The following is a 14,555-nucleotide window of genomic DNA, read 5'->3' on the forward strand; positions in this document are numbered from 1 at the left end:
CCGCCGAGGGCGAGGCCGACATCCGCACCGTCGTCGATACCGCGCGCCTCGCAGGCCGCAGTCCCTTCGGCACCATTCTCAAGACCATCGGCGCCTGAAACCAGCCATCAATGGCGTGGGTAATTACCTCCCACGGATAGGAGAGCGCATCTGGCACCGGCCGTTGCGCACGTCCGGTCACGATCCGTGGATATAAAAGCCTGCCTGAGACCGGGCCCTGTCGCGCTGCGTCATCGACGGAGAGCTCAAACCTCCGGCGCCTCGGCCTTCGACCAATCCACCCCGGCTTCCAGTTCCGGCAGCAGGACCACGCTCTCCTGCTCGTTCGGGTCGGTCCGGGCGATCACCGCCGTGACCGGCTCGGTCCGGCTGCGGTTGTAGGGCAGGTGCGGCACGTCGGCGGCGATGTACACGAACTCACCGGCTCCCGCGATCACGTGGTGCTCCAGGCGCTCGCCCCAGAAGCAGCCCGAGATGCCGGACAGGACGTGGATCGCGGTCTCGTGCGATTCGTGCTTGTGGGCATGGGCACGTTCGCTGGGTGGAATTTCCAGAAGCTGAAGATGCAGCGCTTTGGCGCCCACCGCCTCGGCCGAGATCGCGGGCCGGTAGATATGCCCCTGCTTGCCGCGGAACGGCGCACTCTCGCGCAGGACCACCAGGCCGGGCCGTGATGTCTCGAATGCGTCGCTCATGATTCGCCGACCTTGAACGCGGAATCGACTGGGATCTGCATGCCGTTGACGAGGGCGTTGGTCTGGTTCGCCATGCCGACCACCGCCAGGAACTCGCCGTGCTGCTCCGCGGTCAGGCCTTTCGCGCCGGCCGCGGCGGTGTGCGAGTGGATGCAATAGGGACAGCCGTTGGCGATCGAGACCGCGATGTAGACCAGCTCCTTGGTCAGCGGGTCCAGGCTGCCCGGCCCCATCACGACCTTGAGGCTCGCCCAGGTGCGCTCAAGCAGGCCCGCATCGTTGGCGAGACCGCGCCAGAAGTTGTTGACGAAGTCCGAGCCCCGGGTCGCCCGGATGTCGGCGAACACCGCCCGCACCCGCGGGTCGGCCTCCGCCTCGGCATCGCTCCACAGCGTCACAGTCGCCATCTTGCCTCGCTCAGAGCTTGCAGGCGCTGTCGAGCGCCCGGTTCTCGGCCTCGGTGAACAGGCGCGAGCGGATATGGAAGCGCTTTTCGCGGCCGTTTTCCAGGGAGAACATGCCGCCGCGCCCCGGCACCACGTCGAGCAGGATGTGGGTGTGCTTCCAGACGGTGAATTGCGAGCGCGAGATGAAGAAATCTGCGCCGCCGACCTGTCCAAGATGGACGTCGCCGTCGCCGATGATGAAGTCGCCGACCGGGTAGCACATCGGCGAGGACCCGTCGCAGCAGCCGCCGGACTGGTGGAACATCACCGGCCCGTACTCGGACCGGAGCTCGTCGATCAGTGCCAGCGCCGCTGGCGTCGCGGTGACCCGCAGGGGCGTACCGTCGGCGCCAGCCTGCTCGGCCGTGGTGGCGTCGTTCGTGGAAACGGCGGTCATGCTTCACTCCCCTGCCGGCTGTCGGATATGCTTGCCGGGGTTCGGATTTCTACGGCGCGGCCCGGTTCGGCAGCAAACCCGGCACCCAAAAGAAAAACCCCGGCCGCGAGGCCGGGGTGAAGTCGGCTCGGGGGTAACCCGGACCAGGACTCAGAAGAATCCGAGCTTCTTGGCCGAGTAGCTGACCAGCATGTTCTTGGTCTGCTGGTAGTGATCGAGCATCATCTTGTGGGTCTCGCGGCCGATGCCGGACTGCTTGTAGCCGCCGAAGGCCGCGTGGGCCGGGTAGGCGTGGTAGCAGTTCGTCCAGACGCGGCCGGCCTGGATCGCCCGGCCGAAGCGGTAGGCGCGGGTGCCGTCGCGGGTCCAGATTCCGGCGCCGAGGCCGTAGAGCGTGTCGTTGGCGATCGCCAGCGCGTCGGCATCGTCCTTGAAGGTCGTGACCGACAGGACCGGGCCGAAGATCTCCTCCTGGAAGATCCGCATCTTGTTGTGGCCGCGGAACACCGTCGGCTGCACGTAGAAGCCCTCGGCCAGCTCGCCATCCTTCACGTTGCGCGCGCCGCCGGTGAGCAGCTCCGCGCCCTCCTGACGGCCGATGTCGATGTAGCTGAGGATCTTCTCCATCTGCTCGCCCGAGGCCTGGGCGCCGATCATCGTGGCGGGATCGAGCGGCGAGCCCTGGGTGATCGCCTCGACGCGCTTCACCGCCCGCTCCATGAAGCGGTCGTAGATCGACTCGTGCACCAGCGCCCGGCTCGGACAGGTGCAGACCTCGCCCTGGTTGAGGGCGAACATCGTCAAGCCTTCCAGGGCCTTGTCGAAGAAGTCGTCGTCCTCGTTGGCCACGTCGGCGAAGAAGATGTTCGGCGACTTGCCGCCCAGTTCCAGCGTAACCGGGATCAGGTTCTGCGAGGCGTATTGCATGATCAGGCGACCGGTGGTCGTCTCACCGGTGAACGCGATCTTGGCGATGCGCGGCGACGACGCCAGCGGCTTGCCGGCCTCCAGGCCGAAGCCGTTGACGATGTTGATGACGCCCGGGGGCAGCAGGTCGGCCAGCAGCTCCATCACCACCAGGATCGAGGCCGGGGTCTGCTCGGCGGGCTTGAGCACCACGCAATTGCCGGCGGCGATCGCCGGGGCCAGCTTCCAGACCGCCATCAGGATCGGGAAGTTCCACGGGATGATCTGGCCCACGACGCCGAGCGGCTCGTGGAAGTGGTAGGCCACCGTGTCGTGGTCGATCTCGGAGATCGAGCCTTCCTGCGCGCGGATGCAGCCGGCGAAGTAGCGAAAATGGTCGATCGCCAGGGGGATGTCGGCGTGGGTCGTCTCGCGGATCGGCTTGCCGTTGTCCCACGTCTCGGCCAGCGCGATCAGATCGAGGTTCTCCTCCATCCGGTCGGCCATCTTGTTGAGGATGCGCGCGCGCTCGGCCGGGGCGGTGCGGCCCCAGGATTCCTTGGCCGCGTGGGCGGCGTCGAGCGCCTTGTCGACGTCGGAGGCGTCGGAGCGGGCGACCTCGCAGATCACCTTGCCGGTGATCGGCGAGGTGTTCTCGAAGTAGCGGCCGGCGGTCGGGGCGACCCACTGGCCGCCGATGAAGTTGTCGTAGCGGGCCGAGAAGGGCGACTTGGTCCGGGCGTCGCCGAGAAATTCCGGCTTGTTCATGGCTCTGTTCCCTCCGTAGGCCCCGGCCTCGCGAACCGCGGCTCTTGGGCTGAAGCTGGAACGCGGACGGCCGATTCGATCGGCGGCGTCCGGTTCGGCTCTGGTGGCAGCCAATGGCTTTTGGCGTGCCGAATCAAGGTGGACTTTTGGCCAGTGCGCGAGCGAGCGGATCCTACGCCCTCCCGGTCAGGATCGCGACAGGACAAGTGTCCGTCAACCCAGGACCCGGTGGTTCAAGCGTGAAAACCCCTCGGATGTCCGGCCGCGCCAAGACAGGCTCGACCAACACTTCGGAATTATTCTCATGCCAGATCGCTGACCTTGAGGGTTAGCTTGGCAGGCGCGTCGAGGCCTTACGATCCGAGCGCGAAGGGCAGCGCCAGCATCGCCAGAGGCAGCGCGGCAACGGCCGCCGCTCGCAGCCAGGCCGGGCGGTAGGACATCACTGCAACGACCAGTAGCGCCGCGCCGGTCAGGGCGCCGATCCACTGGACCGGGCCGAAATTCCAGCCGGCACAGGCCACCGAGGCCGCGAACGACACCGCAAGACCGGACCATCCGGCCGCGCGGAGGCTCTTGGTCCGACTCCGGGGCGCGGGCACGCGGAACACGGCGCGGTGATGCCGGTCGAGGCTGAGCGCCAGGGCGGCGAAGCTCGAGAAGCTGAGGCACAGGCTCAGCGCCAGGGCGGCGGCGGTCACGCTTCCACCGTCCGCGACAAAGCCGGCTTGGCCGCCCAAACCCGGCCCGGTCGCCGGTTCGCGAAACGGGCACCGATGGCGAGCAGGATCGCCACCGTGAGCATCGCCGCGTCGAAGCCCAGGAAGCGGGTCTGGCCAACGGTCACCACGTCCACGACCGGGATCGCCACGAAGGCGAGCGCCGCCGCCGAGAGCCCGGCTGGCCAAGCCTTCGCGCTGGGGACCAGCGTCGAGGCAACGGCTGCGAGGATCCAGGCCCCGAAGAAGGCGCGCACCTCCCAATCCGCCCGGGCGGCGAGGTCGAGGGGCAGCAGCCGGTTGGCCAGGAAGTAGGCGGCCAGGCCGGTCGGCAGCCCGGCGATCGTGCCGAGGTTGAGCACCCGCACGAGGCGCAGGCCGAAACCCGCCGGGTTCGCGCCCTTCGGCGCGCGGGCGACTGTCCAGAGAACGAGGCCCGACGCGATGGTGGCGGCGCCCATCACACCGCAGAGGAAGAAGAGGATACGCAGGGGCGCGGCGGCGAAATGCGCCTCGTGTAGGCCGATCATCACGGCGCCGGTGCGGGTCGCGCCGCCGGCCTCGCCGGTCCGGGACAGCTCAGTACCGGTATCGCCCGCGTAGACGATCTGCGGATGCAGGTGTGCGAGGCCGGGCGGCTCCTCGAAGAAGGCGGTGACGCTCGAGGTTGCATCGCCCGGCATCGTCACCATGACGACCTCCGGTGGCTCGCCGCCATCCGCGGTGGCGCGGGCCACGATCTCGCCGAGCGGCGACTGGACACCCGGCCTGCCCGCAGGCTTGCGTGCCGCCGCCATGATCCCGGACTCGGCGTAATACGCCAGGACATCGTGCTGGTAGGCCGCCTTCACGCCCCAGGGCATCAGCATCGGGCCGAGTTCGATCAACCCGGTGTAGACGATCATCAGGTGGAACGGCAGCGCCAGCACGCCGAAGACATTATGGGCGTCGAGCCAGCCGCGCTGCGCCGAGCGGTCCCGCCGGAACGTGAAGAAGTCGGCGAAGATGCGCCGGTGGGTGACGATGCCGGTGATCAGCGACACCAGCAGGATCATCGCGCAGATGCCGACGATCCAGCGGCCCCACATCGACGGCAGGGCCAGCTCGAAATGGAAGCGGTACAGGAAGTCCCCGCCCTTCGTGTCGCGCGCCCGGGAAGGCTCGCCGGTCGTGGGATCGAGGAGCGCGTGGTGGTACGGCCCGCCGGGATTCTTCCACCAATAGACCTCGACCTGTGGCGTCTCGACGGTCGGAAGCCGGACCGACCAGGCCATGGCATCCGGCATAACGCGCCCGAGATAGGCCGCGGCGCGGGTGGCGGCCTCGGACGGGTCGACCGCCGTCTCGGACAATTCGGGCCGCATCCAGTGCGAGACCTCGGCGCGGTAGTAGCTCGCCGTCCCGGTCACGAAGATCGCGAACAGCACCCATCCGATGACCAGTCCGGACCAGGTGTGCAGCCACGCCATCGACTGCCGGACGCTTCTTCCGGGCCCGCTCATGGCGCCACGGCCCCGGTGAATGCGCCGGCGAGCCACAGCCCCCCGGCCAGGGATGCGGCGATCAGGCCGAGGAACAGCGCTGCGCGGCCGAGGGTCCGGGCCGCGAACACCCAGATCACCGCGCCGGCCATGACGGCGAAGCTTACGAGCGTCCCCGTCGAGACCGCCTCGGAGCGCGGCATCGGCAGGATCAGGGCCAGCAACGCCGCCGAGAGGGCCGCGACGCCGTAGCCGCCGAAGGCCGCCAGCACGACGCGTCCGGCTACCGCCAGACGGTCGATCAAACCTGGCATGGAGCGGGCGCTCATCGCGCGGCCTCCCGGTTTCGTGATCTCATTCCCGCGGCCTAGCAGCGGCGTACCGCGACCCGCAACGGCTATGTTCCGGAACGATTCCAGTGTTGCCCCGGCCGCTTGAAGATGTTCCCGACCGCTGTGCAATCGTGAGTCGCTCAAAGCTCGGATCGTCACGTACCGAACCGGCCGCTCGTTCGGCGGTGGCGGTGCGGCTTCGATGCGCATGGACGAGCCGGGGACGCCAAGCCTCCCAAGCCCTCAAATCCCTCAATGCCCCTCCGGGAACTCCGGGAGCGAATCCCCACGGCTGATCAGCCGCGACGTCCCATTGCTCAGCGTCCGAGTGTCGTACCCGCATTGTTGCGGCCGGCTCTCTGCAGGGCGGCGGCGGCGCTGCTTGCGCTCGGCGGCAGATCCGGGCCAGCGCTGGATCGGCCGGATCCGGTGTGCGGCCTTGGATTCGGCATCGTCCCGATACGGTCTCCGCTCTTGCCCGAGGCGAGGCCAGCATTGAGACCCGCGTAGAAGCCGGTGAAATCTTCAGCCCGCGCCGGCGCCACCGCGAGAATCAGCAGGATCGTCGGCATCAGCACGCGGCGCATGGCGGCTCCGAAACAAGAAAGGCGGCGACCCCGCTGAGGGCCACCGCCTTGGAGAATTTCGAGGGATCGCGGCAGCAAAACGGCCGCGAGACCGCTAGTCTTCGACGTTGATGCTGGAGGCCTCGCGGCCCTTCTGACCATCGACGACGCCGAGGGTGACCTGCTGGCCTTCGGCCAGAGATTCCAGGCCGGCACGGGACAGGGCGGAGCGATGGACGAACACGTCCTTGCCGCCGTCGTTGACCGAGACGAAGCCGAAGCCCTTGGCGGGATCGTACCACTTCACGGTGCCGCTCATCTCGACCGAGGGACCGGACGCAGCCCGGCCACCACCGCCGAAGCCACCACCGCCGCCACCGGCGCCGTAACCACCGCCGCCGCCACCACCGTAGCCGCCACCGCCACCGCCGGCGAAGCGGTCGGCGCCGAATCCGCCAGTGCGCGGGCGCAGCTCACGCCGGGGCGCGGGCGCCTCGGCCGTGGAGGTATCGACGCTGGTGACGCTCGTGACCTGCGGGCCCTTCTGGCCCTGCGCCGTGGTGACCGTCAGCCGGGTGCCCGGCATCAGGTCGGCGTGGCCAGCAGCCTCGACGGCGCGAATGTGGAGGAAGGCATCGCCTGAGCCGTCGCCGAGTTCGACGAAGCCGAAGCCCTTCTCCTTGTTGAACCACTTGACCGTCGCATCACGCTCCGGCCCGGTTGCCACCGGCGCAGCGCCGGGACCGCCGCGGGGCGGGCCGCGGTCGAAACCACCGCCGCCGAAACCGCCGCCGCCACCACCGAATCCACCACCGCCGTATCCGCCGCTGGGGGGAGCCTGATCAGGCCATCTCGGCTCGCCAGCCTCGTCGAAGCCGCGCTTCTGCGGCCCCCTGAAATCACGACCACGTCCCATCGAAAGCTCGCAAAAACCGTCCGCCGCCCTGGTCTTGAATACCGCGTGCGCGCCATCCCAGACAGCCCACGCCCCGCACTATCATTACCCCCGGTCGCGGTAACCAAGAATAACGCCCCAGTCCTGACGCAATCGGGCCTTGACCGCAAGGACCTTCTTCGCCAAGACGCGCCCGTTTCGTTACTTTCTTGCGATAAACAACGCAGGTTGCGGACCCTGTGGATCCAGGCGTTCGCCTTGGACGAGAGGGCGTTAGCGAAACGCAAAGGCTGTTCGGCTAGACTCGCGTCGCGCCCCGCAACGGCACCCGGCCATGATCGCGACTCCGACCTTCCCCGATCTTTCGGCCCTCGTGGTCGATGAGAGTCTCTACATCCGGCGAATCGTGCGCGACATGCTCATGCGCGTCGGCATCAAGCGCGTGCTGGAGGCGCCAGACGGCGCCGAGGCGCTGGGCGTGCTGGCCGAGAGCAAGCCCGACATCAGCATCATCGACTGGGACCTGTCGATCCTGTCCGGGGAAGAGTTCATCCGGCTCGCGCGCACGCCCTCGACCTCCCCCTGCCCGACCATCCCGATCATCCTGATGCTGGCCCAGCCGCGCCGGAACGTGGTCGACCGCGCCGTCGCGCTGGGGGTCAACGAGATCATCGCCAAGCCATTCTCGCCGAAGACCCTGTGGTCGCGGCTCGACGAGGTGATCAACCGGCCCCGCCCCTATTCCCAGGTCAAGAGCCTGCTGCGTCCGATCCCGCGCCGGTCGGGCGCCATGAAGGCAGTCGCATGACGACCGCGGCCTAAGGTGGGTCGCGACGATCGGACATTGCAGTTCCCGACCGACCCTGTAGGGTCTTCCATCAAGAATGGCCGAGCGCGACGCTCCTGGCTGACCCGAAGGACCGACGGCCGCGCCGATGAGGGACGAGACCGCTGCGGCCGCGCCGTCCCGCACGTCGGCCGGCGCAGTGCCGCTCCAGCCGACGGCCCCGTCGCCGGGCCGTGACAGACGACGCGTCGCCTACGCGGCGCTGGATCTCGGCACCAACAATTGCCGCCTTCTCATCGCCGAGCCGACCTTCAGCGGTTTCCGGGTGATCGACGCCTTCTCGCGCATCGTCCGCCTCGGCGAGGGACTGGGCACCTCGGACCGTCTCAACGACGCCGCGATCGAGCGCACCGTCGAGGCCCTGCGGATCTGCCGGACCAAGATGCAGGCCCGGGGCGTCCGCCGGGCCAAGGTGATCGCCACGGAAGCATGCCGCCTCGCGGTGAACGGCGCGGCCTTCGTCGAGCGCGTCCGCCGGGGCGTCGGCCTCGACCTCGAGATCGTCGACCGGCAGACCGAGGCGTATCTCGCGGTGACGGGCTGCGCGGCGCTCGCCGACCCGGACGCGGAATCCGTGGTGATCTTCGACATCGGCGGCGGCTCCACCGAGATCGCGTGGCTCGACGGCGAGGCGGCCAACCCGTCCACCGACCCGACTCTGCGGATCCGCGCTTGGGATTCCCTGCCGGTCGGCGTCGTCACCCTGGCCGAACGCCATGGCGGCGCCGAGGTGACCCGGCGGATGTTCGAGGGCATGGTCGAGGAGGTGGCGGAAAAGCTGTCCGCCTTCGCGATCCGGGCGGCGGCGGCGGCCACGGCCCCGCATTTCCACCTGCTCGGCACGTCCGGCACGGTGACCACGATCGCCGCCATGCATTTGCGGCTGGCCCGCTACGAGCGGCGGCGGGTGGACGGCCTGTGGATGAGCGACCATGAGGTCTCCGCGGCCATCGACGATCTGCTCGACACGCGGCTGGAGCAGCGGGCCGACAATCCCTGCATCGGACGCGATCGCGCGGATCTGGTACTCGCGGGCTGCGCGATCCTGGAGGCGATCCGGCGGGCCTTCCCGTCCGAGCGCCTGCGCATCGCCGACAGGGGCCTGCGCGAAGGATTGTTGATGAACATGATGCGGGAGGACGGCGTCTGGAACCGGAAGGCCGTCCGATGAGGACACCACGATGACGGACCGGCGCGGGGGCGCGGGCTCCACGGGCGGCGTGCGCGGCGACCTGAAGCAGCGGGTGAAGACCGGCCGCGGCCGGACGCTGTCGCAGAAGCGGTGGCTGGAGCGCCAGCTCAACGATCCCTATGTGGCCCGGGCCAAGCGCGAGGGCTATCGCTCCCGCGCGGCCTACAAGCTCATCGAGATCGATGAGCGCTACAAGCTGCTCAAGCCCGGCCAGCGGGTGGTCGACCTCGGGGCAGCGCCGGGCGGCTGGTCGCAGGTGGCGGCCCGGATCGTAGGGACGACGGGCCGCGTCGTCGGCATCGACCTCCTTGAGATCGAGCCGATGCCGAACGTCGAGTTCATCACCCTCGACTTCCTGGATCCCGAGGCACCGGTGAAGCTGACCACGCTGCTCGGCGGCCCGGCCGACCTCGTCCTGTCCGACATGGCCGCCAACGCCACCGGTCACAAGAAGACCGACCACCTGCGGATCATCGGCCTGGCCGAGACCGCGGCCGAGTTCGCCCGCGAGATCCTGGCCCCGGGCGGCGCCTACCTCGCCAAGGTGCTGCAGGGCGGCACAGAGAACGCCCTGCTGGCCGACCTGAAGCGAGACTTCACGGCGGTGCGCCACGTGAAGCCGGCGGCAAGCCGGTCCGATTCCAGCGAGCTCTACGTGCTCGCGACTGGCTATCGCAGCGTCGCGGCGCGGGCGGCCGCGGCGGCCGACGAGGCCTGACCCCCCCCCCGATGCTGTTCGAGTGGGCGCTGTCGCTGGTCAATCCCGCGCCGTTGCGCCTGCGCCGCCTCGGCTATGTCCGCCAGAGCGGCCGTCTCCACGCCCGGTCCCGCCGGTGCCGCGCGGCCTGGGCGCCGCACCTGACCCGGGCGCGCGGCGTGATCATCGCCGCCGCCGAGGCGACGGCCCGGCGCGGGTCGGTGGTGGTGCTCGGGTCCGGGCTCCTCGACGACGTCCCGCTCATAGCCCTCGCGGACCTGTTCGACCGGGTGTCTCTGGTGGACGCCGTCCATCCCTGGCCGGCACGGCTCACCGCCCGCCGACACCGCAACGTCGCCCTGGTGACCGCGGAGATCAGCGCGGGCTTGGGCGATCCAGGCCTCGCCGAGGTCTGTGCGTCCGCCGACCTGATCGTGTCGGCCAACCTGCTGTCGCAGCTCCCGATCGTTCCGATCGAGGCTCACGAAGCGCGGGGCCGTGAGGCGCCGCCGCAACTGGGCACCCAGATCGTCGAGACTCATCTCGCGGCCCTGGACCGGCTCGCATCCGGGACCGCGCGGGTCTGCCTGATCACCGACATCGTGCAGCGTGTGGAGGACCGGGCCGGGCGGGTGACCGACAGCCTCGACCTGATGTTCGGGGTGGCTCTGCCGCCGCCAGTCCAGGTCTGGGACTGGGAGATCGCGCCGTTCGGCGAAATCGGCCGACGCCACCGGCTGATCCACCAGATCCATGCCTACCCGGACTGGCGGGCCGCCCGGGCCTGATCCGTTTGCGAGCCGACAGTCCCCCCTCACCGTCGTTGCGAGCGGAGCGAAGCAAGCCAGGGCATCACATGATTCGCGAAAGTGGCGCCTCACTGGACTGCTTCAGCGCGCGCGACGATGGAGAGCGATCATCAACTGAGGGTGCCAACCGACCAGCATGACCCATGCAAAAAGCCGCCCCGGTGTCCCGGGACGGCTTTCTCAGGCGGCGTCGGCGTTCCGCCTCACTCGGTCGGGGCGTCCTCGGCGGGTGCGCGGGCCTCGCCCTCTTCCGGGGCGATTCCCTCGAAGCGCGGCCGGCGACGGCGGCGCGGCTTCACGGGCGCCTCCTCGGCTGCGGCCTCGGGGGCCGGGACCGCCGGCTGCTCGACGGGAGTCGTGGCCGCCACCGGACGGGGCGGCGTCATCAGGAACGCCGGCAGGCTCGCCGGATCCTCCGCCGTGACCGGAGCCGGAGCGGCCTCGCGGCGACGCTCGCGACGGGGCGCGGGCTCGGCCTGACGGGGCGTCTCGCTGCGAGCGACCGCCTCGCCCCTAGGTTCGCTCCGGCGCGGCTGACGCTCGTCGGAGCGGGCGTCCTGGCGGGCGTCCTGGCGAGTTTCCTGGCGGCTCTCCTGCTGCCGGGGCTCCGCACGCGCGGTCTCGGACCGGCCGGACTCGTAGCGGTTCTGATCGCCGCGGGCGTCCTGCCGCGTCTCCTGGCGCGTCTCCTGGCGCGTCTCCTGCCGGTAATCCTGGCGGCCGTAATCCTGCCGTCCGTCCTGCCGATCCTGCCGGTAGTCGGGACGCTGCTGATAGTCCTGCCGCGGGGAATCCTGCCGCTGGTAATCCTGCCGGGGCTGATCCTGGCGCCGGTAATCCTGGCGACCATTGTTGTCGAAGCGCCGCTGGTCCCGGTTCTGGAAGCGATCGCGGCCCTGCTGCTGACGACCGTCCTGCTGCTGGTTCAGGTCCTGCCGCATCTCGTAGGGCTGGGGCTGCTGACCCGGGTCGCCGTCGTCGTAGCCATTGTAGGGCTGGCCGTTCTGCGACGCGCCGTTGCCCTGGCCCTCGTCGTCACCCTCGTCCATCTCGTCGTCGTAGGCGCGGCTGGCATATCCACCGGTATTCGTCGGCCGAGTCTGCTCCTGGGCGCCGGATACGATCCGGAAATAGTGTTCGCCGTGCTGGAAATAGTTTTCGGCCGCTACGGGATCGCCGGCCGCCTGCGCGTCGCGGGCAAGCTGCGCGTACTTGTCGGCGATGTGTTGCGCCGTGCCGCGGATTTTGACGTCGGGGCCGTTGGATTCGTAAGAGCGCGTCAGCGGATTCGGACCTTTCGGCCGGTTACGGCCGCGCATCCGTCGATTCTGGTTTGGTCTCATCGGTCTTCAGTGACCCTCGTTCACGCAAACGACGTTCTTCGGGGCGTCCGGCGTCGATCTTCAGACGCGCTCCGGCCAAATGCACCCGGTGAAGCCGCACGGTCGACCGCCTCACGGTCCGCGCGTTCGCCTGACCATCCCTCGCACCGCGCGTCCGGGCACAGACGCCAGAAACCAGTCGATTGTCAGGTTCGAGTGTTGTCGAACTGACGCGCAGTCGCACGCGCGCTCAAGTCCAACAATACGGGGGATCAGCGAACCGGGCGGGGACCTGCGATCGTTGCCGACCGTATAATCGTCCGTCTTAACGAACCGTTCGCGACCTTCAAGCGGACTCTAGCGTTCCCCGGGAGATGCAACAAGCATTTTCTCAGCCCACCGATCGTCGTCGCGGATCTAGGCATCCGTATGGCCGAATGGAAGGCCGAATGTCAGGACGCGATCGTGGCCCGCCAGATCGCGCCTGAGCCCCAGGTCGGCGTAGCCGGCGCCGCGTCCAAGCGTCTGCACCGCCTCGGCCTGATCGTACCCGATCTCGAGCAGCAGCCGTCCGCCCGGCGCCAGCAGCGCGGCGTCCCGGACCCCATCGAGGATCCGTCTGTAGGCGTCGAGCCCATCCGGCCCACCATCGAGAGCGGCGTGGGGATCGTGCAGCCGCACGTCCCGGTCGAGGTGCTGGATGACGTGGCGGACGATGTAGGGCGGGTTCGAAACCACAAGGTCGAAGCTGCCCCGGAGGGCGTCGCACCAATCCCCCGCCGCGAAGGCCGCCCGGCCGCCGACCCCGTTGGCGACCGCGTTGTGCCGGGCGATGCGCAGGGCTGCCTGCGACCGGTCGAGGCCGAGCCCGCTGGCCTGCGGCAGCTCGCTCAGGAGCGCCACCAGGATACAGCCTGAGCCGGTGCCGAGGTCGAGGCACCGGAGTGATGCCGCCCGGTCCGGAGCGCAGGCGAGCGCCGTCGCCACCAGAGTCTCGGTATCGGGACGCGGGACCAGGGTTTCGGGCGCCAGCCGGAATGGCAGGCCCCAGAACTCCCAGGCGCCCAGGATGCGGGCCACAGGCTCGCCGGCGAGCCGCCGCGCGAAAGCCGCGTCGAGGGTGTCGCCAGCCTGCGCGTCGAGAATCCGGTCCCCGTCGAGGAGGAGGTCGCGCGCATCGAGGCCGAGCAGGCCCAGCAGGAGGAAGCGCGCGTCCCCCGCGGCTTCCGCGTTGCCGCCGGAGCTGAGCAGGGTGGTTCCCCGACGCAGCGCCTCCCGCCGCGATAGGCCCCGGCTCGTTCCCGCGATCACGCCGCCGCTCAGGCCATGCCTTCGGCGGCCAGCAACTCGGCCTGATGCTCGGTGATGAGCGCGTCCACCACCTCGTCCAGCGCGGTGCCGGCCATGACCTCCTCCAGCTTGTAGAGGGTCAGGTTGATGCGGTGGTCGGTCACCCGCCCTTGGGGGAAATTATAGGTCCGGATGCGCTCGCTGCGGTCGCCGGACCCGACCTGCGCCCGCCGGTCGGCGGCACGGGCGGAATCCTTTGCGGTCCGCTCGGCGTCGTAGAGCCGGGCACGCAGCAGCGACATCGCCCGGGCGCGGTTCTTGTGCTGCGACCGTTCCTCCTGGACGAAGACCACGATACCGGTGGGCAGGTGGGTGATGCGGATTGCCGATTCCGTCTTGTTGACGTGCTGGCCGCCGGCGCCCTGGGCCCGCATCGTATCGATCTTCAGGTCGGCGTCGTTGACGACGATGTCGACCTCCTCGGCCTCCGGCAGCACCGCCACGGTGGCGGCCGAGGTGTGGATGCGGCCCTGCGTCTCGGTGTTCGGCACCCGCTGCACGCGGTGCGCGCCGCTTTCGAACTTCAGGCGCGCGAACACGCCCTTGCCCTTCACCTCCGCCACGACCTCGCGGAACCCGCCGACGGTGCCCTCGCTCTCGGAAATCACCTCGACCCGCCAGCCCTTCGACTCGGCGTATTTCGCGTACATCCGGAATAGGTCGCCGGCGAACAGTGCCGCCTCGTCGCCGCCGGTGCCGGCGCGGACTTCCAGGATCGCGCTCTTCTCGTCGGCGGCATCCTTGGGCAGCAGTATGAGCTGCAATGCCCGGTAGGCGCCTTCGAGCTGATCCTGGGCCTCCGGTTTCTCCTCGGCCGCAAGGGCGCGCATCTCCGGATCGGTGCCGGCCTCGTCGATCATCGCCTCCAGGCCCGCCAGGTTCGCAAGCGCCGACCGGTAGGTGTGGATCGCGTCCACCACGGGATCGAGATCGGACAGCTCACGAGAGAGCTGGATCACGGTCTCGGATTCGCCTTCGCCGGTGGCGAGCTGCGCGGTGACGAATTCGTGCCGCGACAGGATGGCGTCGAGGCGCTCGGTGGGAAAGGGGATCATCGCCCGTGTTTCTGCAGGTTCTGGCGCACGACGTTCCAGGCCGGGCGTGGTCTCGTCTCAGGGGTGGGAGCGCGGGAT

The 14,555-nt window shown here is 69.3% G+C and carries 16 protein-coding genes; 4 read left to right on the top strand and 12 right to left on the bottom strand.

All coding sequences use genetic code 11. The annotated features are described in order from the left end of the window. Positions 1-245: 245 nt before the first annotated feature. The 9 genes from FV242_RS12900 to FV242_RS36080 all read right to left on the bottom strand — a co-directional run bounded on the left by FV242_RS12900 (position 246) and on the right by FV242_RS36080 (position 7,226). Positions 246-695: a cupin domain-containing protein gene (locus FV242_RS12900; protein WP_147939212.1), complete on the bottom strand. Its 450-nt coding sequence runs from the start codon at positions 693-695 to the stop codon at positions 246-248. After that, positions 692-1,102: a carboxymuconolactone decarboxylase family protein gene (locus FV242_RS12905; RefSeq protein ID WP_147910115.1), complete on the bottom strand. Its 411-nt coding sequence runs from the start codon at positions 1,100-1,102 to the stop codon at positions 692-694. Before FV242_RS12905 ends, FV242_RS12900 begins: the two co-directional genes overlap by 4 nt. Before the next feature lie 10 nt (positions 1,103-1,112). Further along, positions 1,113-1,538: a DUF779 domain-containing protein gene (locus FV242_RS12910; RefSeq protein WP_147939213.1), complete on the bottom strand. Its 426-nt coding sequence runs from the start codon at positions 1,536-1,538 to the stop codon at positions 1,113-1,115. A 150-nt stretch (positions 1,539-1,688) separates the two neighbouring features. Further along, entirely contained in the window at positions 1,689-3,212 is a 1,524-nt protein-coding gene (gene adh / locus FV242_RS12915; protein ID WP_147910113.1) for an aldehyde dehydrogenase, read from the bottom strand. A gap of 353 nt (positions 3,213-3,565) precedes the next feature. Next, entirely contained in the window at positions 3,566-3,913 is a 348-nt protein-coding gene (locus tag FV242_RS12920; RefSeq protein WP_147939214.1) for a DUF3325 domain-containing protein, read from the bottom strand. Continuing rightward, complete coding sequence (locus FV242_RS12925; protein WP_187278411.1) at positions 3,910-5,400, bottom strand: PepSY-associated TM helix domain-containing protein; 1,491 nt, start codon at positions 5,398-5,400, stop codon at positions 3,910-3,912. Before FV242_RS12925 ends, FV242_RS12920 begins: the two co-directional genes overlap by 4 nt. Before the next feature lie 29 nt (positions 5,401-5,429). Beyond that, positions 5,430-5,741: an iron transporter gene (locus tag FV242_RS12930; protein WP_147939216.1), complete on the bottom strand. Its 312-nt coding sequence runs from the start codon at positions 5,739-5,741 to the stop codon at positions 5,430-5,432. Positions 5,742-6,061: 320 nt separating this feature from the next. After that, positions 6,062-6,331 carry a hypothetical protein gene (locus FV242_RS12935; RefSeq protein WP_147939217.1) on the bottom strand — a complete coding sequence of 90 codons (270 nt, stop codon included), beginning with the start codon at positions 6,329-6,331 and terminating at the stop codon, positions 6,062-6,064. Positions 6,332-6,425: 94 nt separating this feature from the next. Then, positions 6,426-7,226 (bottom strand): cold-shock protein, encoded by an 801-nt coding sequence (locus FV242_RS36080; RefSeq protein ID WP_147939218.1) that lies wholly within the window; start codon positions 7,224-7,226, stop codon positions 6,426-6,428. Positions 7,227-7,539: 313 nt separating this feature from the next. Between FV242_RS36080 and FV242_RS12945 the strand changes: the two genes are divergently transcribed. The 4 genes from FV242_RS12945 to FV242_RS12960 all read left to right on the top strand — a co-directional run bounded on the left by FV242_RS12945 (position 7,540) and on the right by FV242_RS12960 (position 10,729). After that, entirely contained in the window at positions 7,540-8,013 is a 474-nt protein-coding gene (locus FV242_RS12945) for a response regulator (protein ID WP_147856525.1), read from the top strand. Positions 8,014-8,140: 127 nt separating this feature from the next. Further along, on the top strand, positions 8,141-9,223 hold the full coding sequence (locus FV242_RS12950) for a Ppx/GppA phosphatase family protein (protein ID WP_147908203.1): 1,083 nt from the start codon (positions 8,141-8,143) through the stop codon (positions 9,221-9,223). A gap of 10 nt (positions 9,224-9,233) precedes the next feature. Then, positions 9,234-9,962 carry an RlmE family RNA methyltransferase gene (locus FV242_RS12955; protein WP_147908204.1) on the top strand — a complete coding sequence of 243 codons (729 nt, stop codon included), beginning with the start codon at positions 9,234-9,236 and terminating at the stop codon, positions 9,960-9,962. 11 nt (positions 9,963-9,973) lie between these two features. Beyond that, complete coding sequence (locus tag FV242_RS12960; RefSeq protein WP_147939219.1) at positions 9,974-10,729, top strand: hypothetical protein; 756 nt, start codon at positions 9,974-9,976, stop codon at positions 10,727-10,729. Between the two features lie 224 nt (positions 10,730-10,953). Here the strand turns inward: FV242_RS12960 and FV242_RS12965 are convergent, their stop codons facing one another. From FV242_RS12965 to prfA, 3 genes are all read right to left on the bottom strand, one after another. Beyond that, the gene (locus FV242_RS12965; protein WP_147939220.1) at positions 10,954-12,069 is read right to left on the bottom strand and encodes a DUF4167 domain-containing protein; all 1,116 of its coding nucleotides are present in this window, start codon (positions 12,067-12,069) and stop codon (positions 10,954-10,956) included. Between the two features lie 420 nt (positions 12,070-12,489). Continuing rightward, entirely contained in the window at positions 12,490-13,383 is an 894-nt protein-coding gene (prmC, locus tag FV242_RS12970; RefSeq protein WP_147939221.1) for a peptide chain release factor N(5)-glutamine methyltransferase, read from the bottom strand. 8 nt (positions 13,384-13,391) lie between these two features. Then, on the bottom strand, positions 13,392-14,477 hold the full coding sequence (gene prfA, locus FV242_RS12975; RefSeq protein WP_147939222.1) for a peptide chain release factor 1: 1,086 nt from the start codon (positions 14,475-14,477) through the stop codon (positions 13,392-13,394). Positions 14,478-14,555 lie beyond the last annotated feature (78 nt).

Source organism: Methylobacterium sp. WL64, assembly GCF_008039945.1.
Lineage (GTDB): Bacteria > Pseudomonadota > Alphaproteobacteria > Rhizobiales > Beijerinckiaceae > Methylobacterium.

Coding starts and splice junctions, on each gene's coding strand:
- FV242_RS12900 (WP_147939212.1), bottom strand. CDS start 695: ATGAGCGACGCATTCGAGACATCACGGCCCGGCCTGGTGGTCCTGCGC.
- FV242_RS12905 (WP_147910115.1), bottom strand. CDS start 1,102: ATGGCGACTGTGACGCTGTGGAGCGATGCCGAGGCGGAGGCCGACCCG.
- FV242_RS12910 (WP_147939213.1), bottom strand. CDS start 1,538: ATGACCGCCGTTTCCACGAACGACGCCACCACGGCCGAGCAGGCTGGC.
- adh (WP_147910113.1), bottom strand. CDS start 3,212: ATGAACAAGCCGGAATTTCTCGGCGACGCCCGGACCAAGTCGCCCTTC.
- FV242_RS12925 (WP_187278411.1), bottom strand. CDS start 5,400: ATGGCGTGGCTGCACACCTGGTCCGGACTGGTCATCGGATGGGTGCTG.
- FV242_RS12930 (WP_147939216.1), bottom strand. CDS start 5,741: ATGAGCGCCCGCTCCATGCCAGGTTTGATCGACCGTCTGGCGGTAGCC.
- FV242_RS12935 (WP_147939217.1), bottom strand. CDS start 6,331: ATGCGCCGCGTGCTGATGCCGACGATCCTGCTGATTCTCGCGGTGGCG.
- FV242_RS36080 (WP_147939218.1), bottom strand. CDS start 7,226: ATGGGACGTGGTCGTGATTTCAGGGGGCCGCAGAAGCGCGGCTTCGAC.
- FV242_RS12945 (WP_147856525.1), top strand. CDS start 7,540: ATGATCGCGACTCCGACCTTCCCCGATCTTTCGGCCCTCGTGGTCGAT.
- FV242_RS12950 (WP_147908203.1), top strand. CDS start 8,141: ATGAGGGACGAGACCGCTGCGGCCGCGCCGTCCCGCACGTCGGCCGGC.
- FV242_RS12955 (WP_147908204.1), top strand. CDS start 9,234: ATGACGGACCGGCGCGGGGGCGCGGGCTCCACGGGCGGCGTGCGCGGC.
- FV242_RS12960 (WP_147939219.1), top strand. CDS start 9,974: ATGCTGTTCGAGTGGGCGCTGTCGCTGGTCAATCCCGCGCCGTTGCGC.
- FV242_RS12965 (WP_147939220.1), bottom strand. CDS start 12,069: ATGCGCGGCCGTAACCGGCCGAAAGGTCCGAATCCGCTGACGCGCTCT.
- prfA (WP_147939222.1), bottom strand. CDS start 14,477: ATGATCCCCTTTCCCACCGAGCGCCTCGACGCCATCCTGTCGCGGCAC.